This is a genomic window from Pectobacterium versatile (assembly GCF_003932035.1).
Classification (GTDB): domain Bacteria; phylum Pseudomonadota; class Gammaproteobacteria; order Enterobacterales; family Enterobacteriaceae; genus Pectobacterium; species Pectobacterium versatile.
The window spans coordinates 4,120,260-4,132,682 of the sequence record NZ_CP034276.1; the positions used below are offsets into that span (position 1 = coordinate 4,120,260).

Sequence of the window (12,423 nt, forward strand, 5' to 3'; positions counted from 1 at the left end):
CATTTTACGAGGGTTTAAAAATGAGTTTTCTTAATAAGGTTAAAGGTGCCTTTAACGCCAGTCGGGAAGAGTTGACCAAACAGGTCGGACGCTTCAAAAACAAGAAATTTCTGCAAGGTACTGTCGCTGTTTGTGTCCGTATCGCGGTATCCAGCGGTGGTGTGAGTGCAGAAGAAAAACAGAAGATGATCGGTTTTCTCAAATCATCAGAAGAGTTAAAAGTATTTGATACTGCTGAAGTCATTGAATTCTTTAACAAGTTAGCCACCAGTTTCGATTTCGATGAAGAAATTGGAAAAGGCGAAACGATGAAATATATCCTGGCGCTCAAAGATCAGCCTGAAGCGGCACAACTCGCCCTGCGAGTGGGTATTGCTGTTGCTAAAAGTGACGGTGATTTCGATGCAGCAGAACAAAATGCCGTGCGCGAGATCGCAACAGCGCTTGGGTTTCAACCGGCCGATTTCGGCCTTTGATGTCAATATCCTCTAAGGGTTATTTATGGTGTCCACTAATATCGGCTTCCCGACAGAAACCGTCATTGTTTTCATAGCACTGGCTATCGGGGCCATTTTTATCGACCTATTCATGCACCGCCATGATAAGCCGATTTCATTGAAAAGCGCTGCACTTTGGTCTGTGTTTTGGGTCGCGGTGGCAATGGCTTTTGCAGGGTTCCTCTATATTCACCACGGTACCGAGGTCGCCAGCTTGTTCATCACTGGCTATGCGCTGGAAAAAGTGCTGTCGGTAGATAACCTGTTCGTGATGATGGCGATTTTCTCCTGGTTCTCCGTTCCAGACCGCTACCGTCACCGCGTTCTTTACTGGGGGATTATCGGGGCCATCGTGTTCCGCGGTATCTTCGTTGCGATCGGGACTGGGCTGCTCAGCCTGGGGCCTTATGTGGAGATCGTCTTTGCGTTGATCGTTGCCTGGACCGCCGTCATGATGTTGAGAAGCGGTGACGATAGTGATGAGATCGAGGACTACTCACAGCACCTTGCTTATCGTTTAGTTAAGCGTTTCTTCCCTATCTGGCCAAAATTACGAGGCCACGCTTTTCTGTTAAACCAGAAGGAAGTGGACGAAGAACTCGCTAAACCAGAGAACAAAGACGTCACCATTGGCCGTGGTACCAAAGCCGCGTTTTACGCCACCCCACTGATGCTGTGTGTGGCAGTCGTAGAACTTTCTGACGTGATGTTCGCCTTTGACTCTGTTCCCGCTATTATTGCCGTGAGCCGTGAACCGCTGATCGTCTATAGCGCCATGATGTTCGCTATCCTTGGTTTGCGTACACTCTATTTTGTACTGGAAGCGCTGAAACAATATCTGGTGCATCTGGAAAAAGCCGTTATTGTGTTGCTATTCTTCATTGCCGCCAAGCTTGGCCTGAACGCAACCGATCACATATGGCACCATGGCTATGGCATCTCGGCAACCACCAGCCTACTTGTTGTTCTGGGTGTACTGGCGCTAGGTATTATCATCAGTATCATGTTCCCAGGTAAACCCGATGCTGAGGAGAACAAGGAGAGCTAATCTTCTTCTCCTTACACTGAATTCTGAAATATCAACTTAAGAGGTTAATTTAATGAGCGTTTCTCTTTCTAAAGGCGGTAATGTTTCACTGAGCAAAGCAGCGCCGACGATGAAAAATGTCTTAGTCGGCCTTGGCTGGGATGCCCGCGCAACAGATGGTCAGGACTTTGACCTGGATGCTTCGGCATTCCTGTTAAATGTTAACGGCAAAGTGCGTGGCGATACTGACTTCATTTTCTACAATAACCTGAAGTCTGCTGACGGCTCAGTGGCTCACACCGGCGATAACCGCACAGGCGCGGGCGATGGAGATGACGAGTCATTGAAAATTAAGCTAGATCTGATTCCAACTGAAGTGGACAAAATCGTTTTCGTTGTCACGATTCATGATGCACAAACACGTAACCAGAGTTTTGGTCAGGTTTCCGGTGCGTTCATCCGCCTGGTAAACGATGACACTCAGACCGAAATCGCACGCTACGATCTGACTGAAGATGCTTCAACCGAAACCGCAATGCTGTTCGGTGAACTGTATCGCCATAATGCGGAGTGGAAATTCCGTGCAGTTGGTCAAGGCTATGCGGGTGGTTTGGCATCTGTTTGTTCACAGTACGGTATCAACGCATCCTGATAACCCTCACCTTGTTTCCCCTCCGGGCAGCCTGAACTGCCCGGTAATCCAATCTAAAGCAGGAGCTATAAAATGGCAGTTTCTCTGGTAAAAGGCGGTAATGTATCCCTGACGAAAGAAGCACCAGCCATGAATATTGCCATGGTCGGCCTGGGGTGGGACTCTCGTGTCACCGATGGACAATCTTTCGATCTGGACGCCTCAGTATTTATGGTAGGTGAAGATGGCAAGGTACTGTCTGACGCTAATTTTATTTTCTTCAATAATAAGCTGAGCCCATGCGCCTCCGTTGAACACCAAGGTGACAACCGTACTGGAGAAGGCGACGGCGATGATGAGCAGGTGAAAATCCATCTGGCGAAGGTGCCGGCTGAAGTGAAAAAGCTGGTATTTTCCGTGACTATTTACGATGCAGAAGGTCGTAAACAAAACTTCGGTATGGTCAGCAACAGCTTCATGCGCGTATATAACAATGATACGGGCACTGAAATTGCTCGTTTCGATTTATCTGAAGATGCCTCCACCGAAACTGCCATGATTTTTGGCGAACTGTACCGTAACGGTACTGAGTGGAAATTCAAGGCCGTAGGTCAAGGTTTCGCGGGTGGGTTGTCCGCCCTTGCGTCCCAGCACGGCGTCAATATCTAATTGATACTGGCTCCTCGGTTAAAACTGGGGAGCCATTAATATTTAAGGATGTCCTTTAACGACACCCGATAGCAGCAACCGTTTTGCAAGCGGCTTGAGCCGCATCCAGTGCGGGTGAAAATGACGCCAGTGCGCATCTTGAGCGGATGCTAATAGCTCGTAGTCGCCACGGGTATCACCCCACGCGCGCAAATGATATTGGCTCAGCGGGCCATACACCCCTTCCAAGCGTTCTACCTTATAAAGACATCGGCAGTTATGCCCGTTAATCTTCCCAGTCAGTACGCCATTTTTCACTTCAAGCTGCGTCCCAATCAGTTTGATACCAAGTCGATCGGCAAAAGGACGTAACACGATCTCTGGCGATGCTGAACAGAGTGTCACTTCGGCCCCGGAATGGAGTTCTGCGGCAACACCAAGTAAGCCTGACTTGCGCATCAACGTATTCCACTTGCGGTTGCAGAAGGCCTCTGCTTTTTCCTGCATCCAGGAAACGTCGATACCCGTAAGAAAGGTGGCGATGAGCGCTTCTTTGAGTTCATCTCGCGTCAATTTGCGCTGTATACAACGCGCGGAAGGCAACACCAGATGTATCACTCGGCGAGCAAAAACACGCTTGCCGAAGGCGAAACGTAAAAAAGGAATAAAACTGTCATGGTAGGTCAACGTTCCATCGAAGTCGAAGACCGATAGAACCTGACGAGCCCGATTAAACTCAGTGCTCATTGGTCAAAAAACTCCCCTATAAACCACCAACCAGCGTCAGATTGAACGTTTTGCCTTTCAGTTCCGTTTGCGCCTCGGGTGCTAACGCGCTGTCGGTGATGATATCGGTTAATTCCGACAGGGGCGTGACGCAGAACAACGAATACGCACCGTATTTACTGCTGTCGGCCAGCAATATCCGGCGGCTGGCATTCGCACCGAGATCTTGTTTTATGCCCGCTTTCTCTTCCGTCGGCGTGGTAACGCCTTTGTCCAGACTCCACGAGTTGCAACTGATAAACGCGATATCGGGGTAAATGCTGCGTAACAGACGGCGGCCGTGTTCGCCAATGCAGGACTGGCTGCTGTCATCAATACGTCCACCGATAATCGTCACTTCGATCTGCTTGAACTCAGACAGAAACAGCGCAATTTGCAAATCGGCGGTAATCACACGCAGCGGCAAATGCGTCAGGTTTCGCGCCAGTTCCAGCATGGTCGTTCCCGCATCCAGCACCACCGCACTGCCTGGTTTAACCAGCGTCGCGGCATAGCGAGCTATCGCCTGTTTTTCTTGAAGGCTACGATGTAATTTCTCATTCGTGGTCGGCTGGGAAGGGATAAAACGATTGAGCGTCACGCCGCCATGACTGCGGCTAATCACACCCTGCTCATCCAGTTTGATCAAATCACGACGAATCGTCGCTGGGGAAGCGTCGATCACGGACACCAGTTCATCTACCGTCACCAGATTATGGCTTTTCAGGTAATCCATAATCTGATCAAGACGGCTCTGCCCTTTTACTTTATCCCCGCTCATGCGGAAAGCATCAGTTAATGTAGGATCCACGGCGATATCCATCTTGCTGTCATATACCTGTGATACTTCAAGCTGCTTGTGCGTTGGCTGCGCTACTCGAATTATTGGGGGTATAAAGTTATTTTACATTGTTGGTTCTTGATTGCAGGATACCAGAAACCTTCCCGAACGCGGGAAGGAAGATATCCTGCAATGTGCACTGTAGCTTAAAAAACCGTGCTATCAACCGTGATGGGTTACTGCCAATCAGGCCAGTTGCATGGCGAGCTGGATAGAAATCGCCATACTTTCTGACTTCGCTTTCCCTGTCCAGGCAATATCAAACGCCGTACCGTGGTCAGCAGACGTGCGGATGAACGGCAATCCGGCGGTGATATTCACCCCATCATAGAAGCCCAGCAGCTTAAGCGGAATGTGGCCCTGATCGTGATACATCGCCACCACCATGTCGTACTGTCCTTCATACGCCTGCAAATAGACGGTATCCGGCGGGCACGGGCCATAGACATCAATGCCTTTAGCTTTCATGGCTTCAACCGATGGCGACACGATGGTGATCTCTTCATCACCAAACAGGCCATTCTCACCCGCATGCGGGTTAACCCCGGCAACGGCAATACGCGGGTGAGTAAAACCAACGCGCTTGAGGAAGACATCCGCCATCTCGATCACGGTTTCCACACGATCGCGGTTCAGCGTATCCAGGAACTTACGCAGCGCGATGTGCGTTGAAACATGGATCACCTTCAACTTATCGGTATACAGCACCATCGCATAGTCGCGGCTGTTGGTCAGCTTCGCCAGCAGTTCGGTGTGGCCCGGATAGAGATGGCCTGCCGAGTGCAGCGCTTCCTTATTCAGCGGCGCGGTGGCAATCGCATGGACTTCACCCGCCATCGCCAGCGCGGTCGCTTTCTTAATGCAGCGGTAAGCTAAATCACCCGCCTGCGCCTGAACAAGACCCGGCTTCAGCGCCTGCGGATCTTCCAACGGCTCATCAATCATGTTGATGACGCCCGGCGCGAAGACCGCGTCAGCCGGTTTATCAATAATTTTCAGTTCTACGGCTGGCACGATATTCAGCGCCAGAATACGTCGCATCGTCTGTACGCAGCCCACCACCACGGCGGATGCGCCGGAAAGCTCGCCTTCGGCCAGCGATTTGATAATAATTTCCGGTCCAATCCCTGCCGGATCACCCATCGTTACCGCAATAATTTTACTCACTGACCTTCTCCTCAATAAAACGTAAAACGTCGAGCAAAGTAGTTTCGTTGCCAAAACCCCCCGCTTTAGTCATCACAGGGGTCGTGCCGACAACGCTGTTCAGCAGGTATCCCCAGGGCACACAGGATGCGATTTGCCCCTTAATCTGAAAGCCGGTCGCGCCCAGTGCGGTTGCCACGGCAATCGCAATGTCACCACCGGATAAATACAGCCCACTCGGCAGGCGCCGGTTAGCCCTGTCCGCCGTCAGGCTGTCTAGCGCCTGAACAATATTGCGCGTAAGTTCCCCCAGATAGTGGCTGATCGTTTCGCCAAGCTGCTGTCGGCTAAGCCCAAGCTGCTGGCACCGCGCGTCAATCTCGAAGCGCTGATTTTCGTTATGACAGGTACGAATAATGCAGTGATTACCGTTCATCAGCGCCTTCACCGCGTCCTGACACTGAGATGCCATGACGGTGGACGAGTCGAGTGAAAAGAGTGCGTTGATATCAATCTCAACCAGCGTGACATCACCGCGCAGTCTGACGGCCGCAATCTGTTTTTGAGCAATATCGCTCATCGACCCGACGACAGCCAGCAGCGGCCTTTCGGTCTTACGCGTAAAATTCTGCGTATTCGCCAGCGCTTCGCTCAGGCCTGCCGAGCCAACCAGCAAGGGGCGAAATGGCAACGTTCTGGCGGCGTGAACGATATGTGTCAGATCGTCCTGCTCGTCGGTATCAAGAATAATCAGACGTACGCCCTCGTCCGCCAGTTGCTGCAAACGGTCGGCTAAATTGTCCTGGCGGACGTCATCAAGGTGTATTTCCGCCACGGATAAAGCGGTTTGCTCTGCCAGACGGGCAGCGATAGACGCCGAAGCCACCGGTGTTTTTGGGTCGCTAGCAAATTCTGTATCGGTAAGCAGGCGCCCATTCACCCAGACTTCACCTTTGCGGGTCACGCGCCCCAGCGTCGGGGACGCGGCAGCAATCAGCGCGACGGGCACGCCTGCCGCAGACAGCGCAGCAGCCACTTCCGCCCCCAGATTCCCACGTAGCGTCGAGTCAATCTTCTTAATAATCCAGCCTTGTCCGCCAGCAGCCTGCCAGGCTGTAACCGCTTCTGCGGTACGTTGAGACGCCACGTCGTCACGCGCCGCACGGCTATCGGTGTTGATCACCACCGCATCACCCAGTAAATCCGCATGCAGTTTATTAACGTCAAATACGACGCTAACCCGCGCGCCATGCTGCGCCAGACCGACGCCCGAATCATTGGCACCCGTAAAGTCATCAGCGACTACTAATACCTGTTCTGCTGATTGCTGCACGTTTGACATACCTCATCCCCGGTTCATGATTACCTGATAATGATTATATTGAATCACATTTGATTATATGTGAGCAATATCAAATTATTTAAAAGGAATTTCACCTATAAATTATCACCACGATGTGGCAAATGGCGTTTCTGCGTGATGATAACCACGCTATTTGACTGAAAGTAATCACCATCGCAACCATTATCATCATAGCGACAACGCTCTGGCGAAAGAGAAAAGGCAAGGTAATAAGCATGAACATCAATAGCACTATCCTCAGCGGTTACCGGGTACTTCAGGACATTAGTCACCTGTTGGCAGGGAAACAGCACGTTTTATTTGTCACCGACAAAAACATCGTCGGGCTGCCTGACGTTCAGGCGCTGATCGCACAAGTTAAGCAAGCCGTTCCGCAGGTTCTGTTGGTTGATCATGTTCCTGCCGAACCAAGCCAGCACGACGTCGCCCAGATACTGAGCCAGCTCAATCAAATCCAAACCGATCTGGTCATCGGCGTAGGCGGCGGCAGCGTACTGGATGTTGCCAAACTACTTTCTGTGCTGTGCGCGGGCGATGACACCGTCACGCTGGATAGCCTGCTGGCAGGAGAGAAGCCGACTCGCCGCACCACATCACTGTTGATCCCGACCACCGCAGGAACTGGCTCAGAAGCCACACCGAATGCCATTTTGGCGATCCCAGAAAAAGAGACCAAAGTCGGTATTATTACGCCAGTGATGCTGCCGGATTACGTTGCGCTGGTGCCGGAGCTGACCATCAGCATGCCGTCGCATATCGCCGCTTCAACCGGTATCGATGCACTCTGCCACCTGATCGAGTGCTTCACCTCGACGATCGCCAACCCAGTCAGCGACAACTACGCGCTGATTGGCCTGAAAAAGCTGTTTGCCAACCTCGAAACCTCCGTGCGCGAGCCGAGCAATATGGAAGCCAAGCTGAACATGCTGTGGGCGTCCTATTACGGCGGTGCCGCTATTGCCCACTCCGGTACGCATCTGGTTCACGCCATGTCTTACCCGCTGGGCGGCAAGTACCACATCCCACACGGTGTAGCGAACGCCATCCTACTCGCCCCTTGCATGCGTTTCGTGCAGGACGCCGCACAGGACAAATTCGCACAGGCGTATGACCTGCTGCCGGATGCCGATCTGACGCTCAGCACGGCGGAAAAAGCGCAGGCGCTGGTGACCTACTTCAGCGAATTGGTTAAACGACTCAATCTGCCTAACACCTTACAGCAGCTCGGTGTGGAAAAAGACCACCTGCCGTACCTGGTTGATGCCGCGTTACAGGTTCAGCGCCTGATGAAAAACGTGCCGACACAGGTCAGCGCCGACGATGTCCGTGAGGTTTATCTGACCCTGTTTTAAAGCGCGCGGGTTTAGGTAGAACGGTTTTAAATTTTCATCTTTTTGATTACGTGTCACGAGGAAGAACAATGAGTAAAAATATTACCGGCGTACTAACTGCCATCGTCACGCCGTTTGATAACCAGGGCGAATTTAACCCCGCTGCCATGCGTCTTCAGGTTCAGCGCCAGATGCGCTACGGCAACGGTATTTTCTGTAACGGCACCAACGGTGAGTTTTTCGTTCTGCACACCGATGAGAAAGTCGCCGTCACGGAAACCTGCGTTGATGAAGTTGCCGGAAAAGTGCCGGTTGTCGGCCACATCGGTGAAATCTCCACGCGGGAAACCATCAAGCTCGGCAAGCGCATCGCCGCGCTGGGTGTTGATGCCGTTTCGGTCATCACCCCGTATTTCATCCCACTCAAACAGGAAGAACTGATCGCCCACTACACCGCCGTCGCCGATGCGCTGACTGTGCCGGTGTTTCTCTACAACATTCCTGCACGCACGGGAAATACGCTGGCACCGGAAACCGTCCGCACGCTGGCGGATCACCCGAACATCATCGGCATTAAAGACAGCGCAGGCAGCTATGAAAGCCTGAGCGGCTACGTGCAAGCGGTGAAAGGTGTACAGGGTTTTAACGTACTGAATGGCCCAGACTCGCTCATTCACCAGGGCTTTGTTGACGGCTGCTCCGCCTGTATTTCCGGGCTGGCTAACGTGGCACCGGAACCGATCAGCCAAATTTGGCACCGCTTCAACGCGGGTGACATCGAAGGCTCCCGTCAGGCACAAGAACAGGTTGCCGAATTGCGTAAGACACTGTACGCCATCGCGTTCTCACCGGCTGTGGTGAAAAAAGCGCTGGCGATTATGGGTGAAGATGTCGGCGTCAGCCGCTATCCGATCCAGTTTTCCGCACAGGATGAAGACAACATCCGCAACATACTTAGTCAATTCTCGCAGTAACAGAGAAATATCAATTTCCACTTATAGGCCGAGAAGATATGAACCATTTTAACTTTACTGACACCCTCATAATCGTTGGGATGATTGTGTTTTATATCGCATTCACCTCATGGTTAACCTACAAGCTCCGCAGTAAATCGAACACCGAGTTCATGGAAGGCTCACGCGCGCTACCGGCGTTTATCGTCGGTATCCTGCTGATGACCGAGTTCATCGGTGCCAAATCCACCATCGGTACGGCACAGTCCGCCTTTGAGAACGGCTTTGCCGCATCCTGGTCGGTGATTGGCGCCGCCATCGGTTTCCCGCTGTTTGGTATGATTCTGGTGAAGAAGATTTATAACACCGGGAAAATCACCATCTCCGGCGCGATTGCCGAGAAATACGGTACCAGCACCAAGAACATCATTTCGATCATCATGATCTATGCGCTGTTGCTGGTTAACGTAGGCAACTACGTCAGCGGCGCGGCAGCCATCGCCACGGTGTTGAAAGTCTCCCTGCCTGTCGCCGCGTTGATCACCGCTATCGTCAGTACCTTCTACTACTATTTCGGTGGCTTGAAAGGAACGGCCTACATCACACTGATCCACAGCGCCGTGAAATACGCTGGCGTCATGATCATTCTGTTCGTGGCATTGAAAATGACCGGCGGCTTCAAGCCAATGATCGAACAAATGCCGGATTACTACTGGACGTGGGACGGTAAACTCGGTGCCAGCACCATCTTCGCCTGGCTGATCGGGACCATCGGTTCTATCTTCTGTACGCAGTTCGTGATTCAGGCCATTTCATCAACGAAAGATGCCACCAGCGCCAAACGAGCCACCTGGGTTGCCTTCTTCTTCTGTATGCCGATTGCACTTGCTATCGCGGTCATCGGTGTCGCGGCGAAGTTTGCTCACCCTGAAATCAACAGCCTGTACGCGATGCCAGTCTTCCTGCAAGACATGAACCCATGGCTCGCCGGCTTGGTCACCACGTCACTGGTCGCGTCTATCTTCATCAGCGTGAGTATGGTGGCACTGGCTATCGTTTCCCTGCTGATTAAGGACTTCTACGTTCCTTACTGGAAACCGACGCCAGAAAAAGAAATGAAAATGACCCGGATCCTCTCGCTTGTCGTAGGTTTCGCGCCGCTCATCTTCGTTCTGTTCGTCCCTGAAATCCTGAAACTGTCATTCTTTACGCGTGCCATTCGTCTGTCGATTTCCGTGGTTGCTGTCATTGCGTTCTACCTGCCGTTCTTCGGCAGCGCCCGCGGTGCAAACGCCAGCCTGATCTCCGCCTGCGTGGTCACCTCTGTTTGGTATATTCTCGGCAACCCATACGGCATCGATAACATGTATGTCGCGTTGGTTACCCCTGCTGTCGTCATACTGATCGATCGCATGATTCCGAACAAAGCGAACAAAATCAAAACCTCTCCAACTGAAAATAAATCGGGAGCCTGAGTCATGAGTAGCGAAATCATTACTGTGGAACGTAGCGGAAAAGTTCATCACGCAGAAGGCGATGCCGCGCGTCTGGACGCCTACATTCCATCGGAATGCCCGCAGAATCATGCGGCCAACCTGCTCCATCTGCCGAACGGCGATGTACTGTGCGTCTGGTTTGGCGGCACACAAGAAGGGATTGCGGATATCTCTATCTATATGTCCCGTCTGGTGAAAGGCAGCGATAGCTGGAGTAAAGCCGTTAAGCTGTCTGAAGATGCTACGCGCTCCGAGCAGAACCCGGTTCTGTTCCTCGCGCCGGACAACGTGCTGTGGCTACTGTACACCGCGCAGAAATCCGGTAATCAGGACACCGCAATTGTGCGCTACCGTCAGTCTACAGATTTGGGGGCGACCTGGGGCGAGATCGGCACACTGCTCGATCAGCCCGGCACTTTTATCCGCCAGCCTATCACCGTGCTGGAAAACGGTGACTGGCTGCTGCCGGTGTTCTACTGCCGCGTTCAGCCGGGTGAGAAATGGGTCGGCAACGATGACGACAGCGCCGTGAAAATTTCCAGCGATCAGGGGAAAACCTGGCAGGAATACCCGGTGCCAAACAGCACGGGCTGCGTGCATATGAACATCACCCCGTTGCAGGACGGCACGCTGCTGGCGCTGTACCGCAGCCGCTGGGCGGATTTCATCTACCAAAGTCGTTCAACGGACGGCGGTAAAACCTGGTCAGATCCCGTGGCAACCGATTTGCCGAACAACAACTCGTCCATTCAGGTAACGACGCTGGAGAATGGCCATCTGGCACTGGTGTTCAACCATATGAGCGCCGCCGATGCTACCGAGCGCCGTCTGTCGCTGTACGATGAAATCGAGGATGAAGAAGACAAAGCCAGTGATGCCAAAATGCCGGAAGTACAAGCCGGTGGTCGTAGCGCCTTCTGGGGTGCTCCGCGCGCGCCGATGACGCTCGCCATTTCGGAAGACGGCGGTAAAAGCTGGCCGTGGCAGCGTAATATCGAAGTGGGCGACGGTTATTGCATGACCAATAACTCCACGGAGAAGCTGAACCGCGAGTTCTCTTACCCCAGCGTCAAACAAGCGCAGGACGGTAAGCTGCACGTCGCGTTCACTTACTTCCGACAGGCGATCAAGCACGTCGTGGTGAGTGAGGAGTGGGTCAAAGCGAACTAAACCGCGCGGCTTTTTTTCTCTTTATCAGCGGGGGCTCTCCCCCGCTAGTTTCAGGACTCGATTATGATTGCAGGAAACCTCAACGCCCTCAAACTCGCCACGCTGCCCGATGCGCTGTGGGCCATTCTGTCCGCACCGGGCATGTCGTTAGCTGAACTGAATGCGCTGCCCGAAGGCCGTTATCAGCCGGAAGGTGCCGAATGGTTCTACAACATCGGCACCGTGAACACCGCACCACGCGCCACGCGACATACCGAATTTCACAGCAACTATCTCGATATTCAACTGATTCTGGAAGGCGAGGAGATTATCGGTTACGGTCTGAATGATGTGCATGGTCAGCCCGCAACTGAACGTAAGCCGGATCTCTATATTCTGGATAATCCTCAGGTGCCGCATCAGATCCACCTGCGGGCAGGCGACTTCGTCACCTTCTATCCAGGTGAAGCTCATCAGGCGCTGTGTGCGATTAACGACAGCCCTGCTCCGGTCAAAAAAGCCGTGTTTAAAATCCCCGTCACGTTGTTGTATTAAAATGGTTATCCCCTAAATGAT

13 protein-coding genes are annotated in these 12,423 nt (G+C 52.5%); 9 read left to right on the top strand and 4 right to left on the bottom strand.

The genetic code is table 11. From position 1 onward, the window contains the following. The first annotated feature begins 20 nt into the window (after nt 1-20). From EIP93_RS18660 to EIP93_RS18675, 4 genes are all read left to right on the top strand, one after another. Nucleotides 21-476, top strand: coding sequence for a tellurite resistance TerB family protein (locus EIP93_RS18660; RefSeq protein ID WP_095700564.1), 456 nt, complete (start codon nt 21-23; stop codon nt 474-476). A gap of 25 nt (nt 477-501) precedes the next feature. Beyond that, nucleotides 502-1,545 (top strand): TerC/Alx family metal homeostasis membrane protein, encoded by a 1,044-nt coding sequence (locus EIP93_RS18665; protein ID WP_103861831.1) that lies wholly within the window; start codon nt 502-504, stop codon nt 1,543-1,545. A 52-nt stretch (nt 1,546-1,597) separates the two neighbouring features. After that, nucleotides 1,598-2,176: a TerD family protein gene (locus EIP93_RS18670; protein WP_095700566.1), complete on the top strand. Its 579-nt coding sequence runs from the start codon at nt 1,598-1,600 to the stop codon at nt 2,174-2,176. Between the two features lie 72 nt (nt 2,177-2,248). Further along, nucleotides 2,249-2,824: a TerD family protein gene (locus EIP93_RS18675; protein WP_125233108.1), complete on the top strand. Its 576-nt coding sequence runs from the start codon at nt 2,249-2,251 to the stop codon at nt 2,822-2,824. A gap of 42 nt (nt 2,825-2,866) precedes the next feature. Here EIP93_RS18675 and EIP93_RS18680 read toward each other — a convergent pair whose 3' ends face one another. From EIP93_RS18680 to dtnK, 4 genes are all read right to left on the bottom strand, one after another. Next, complete coding sequence (locus tag EIP93_RS18680; protein WP_125233109.1) at nt 2,867-3,550, bottom strand: HAD-IB family hydrolase; 684 nt, start codon at nt 3,548-3,550, stop codon at nt 2,867-2,869. Nucleotides 3,551-3,566: 16 nt separating this feature from the next. Beyond that, nucleotides 3,567-4,391: a DeoR/GlpR family DNA-binding transcription regulator gene (locus EIP93_RS18685; RefSeq protein WP_103861834.1), complete on the bottom strand. Its 825-nt coding sequence runs from the start codon at nt 4,389-4,391 to the stop codon at nt 3,567-3,569. A 204-nt stretch (nt 4,392-4,595) separates the two neighbouring features. Then, nucleotides 4,596-5,576: a D-threonate 4-phosphate dehydrogenase gene (locus EIP93_RS18690; protein ID WP_103861835.1), complete on the bottom strand. Its 981-nt coding sequence runs from the start codon at nt 5,574-5,576 to the stop codon at nt 4,596-4,598. Then, a complete protein-coding gene (dtnK, locus tag EIP93_RS18695) occupies nt 5,569-6,897 on the bottom strand; it encodes a D-threonate kinase (RefSeq protein ID WP_125233110.1) in 1,329 nt (442 codons plus the stop codon). The genes EIP93_RS18690 and dtnK overlap by 8 nt, the downstream gene beginning before the upstream one ends. A gap of 236 nt (nt 6,898-7,133) precedes the next feature. Here dtnK and EIP93_RS18700 point away from each other — a divergent pair, with 236 nt between their 5' ends. From EIP93_RS18700 to EIP93_RS18720, 5 genes are all read left to right on the top strand, one after another. Beyond that, the gene (locus tag EIP93_RS18700) at nt 7,134-8,270 is read left to right on the top strand and encodes an iron-containing alcohol dehydrogenase (RefSeq protein ID WP_103942280.1); all 1,137 of its coding nucleotides are present in this window, start codon (nt 7,134-7,136) and stop codon (nt 8,268-8,270) included. 68 nt (nt 8,271-8,338) lie between these two features. Next, nucleotides 8,339-9,223 (top strand): dihydrodipicolinate synthase family protein, encoded by an 885-nt coding sequence (locus tag EIP93_RS18705; RefSeq protein ID WP_039470120.1) that lies wholly within the window; start codon nt 8,339-8,341, stop codon nt 9,221-9,223. Between the two features lie 38 nt (nt 9,224-9,261). After that, entirely contained in the window at nt 9,262-10,677 is a 1,416-nt protein-coding gene (locus EIP93_RS18710) for a sodium:solute symporter family protein (RefSeq protein WP_039483619.1), read from the top strand. A gap of 3 nt (nt 10,678-10,680) precedes the next feature. Then, entirely contained in the window at nt 10,681-11,868 is a 1,188-nt protein-coding gene (locus EIP93_RS18715; RefSeq protein ID WP_125233111.1) for a sialidase family protein, read from the top strand. Nucleotides 11,869-11,931: 63 nt separating this feature from the next. After that, nucleotides 11,932-12,402 (top strand): NanQ anomerase/TabA/YiaL family protein, encoded by a 471-nt coding sequence (locus tag EIP93_RS18720; RefSeq protein WP_103861839.1) that lies wholly within the window; start codon nt 11,932-11,934, stop codon nt 12,400-12,402. The last annotated feature ends 21 nt before the right edge of the window (nt 12,403-12,423 follow it).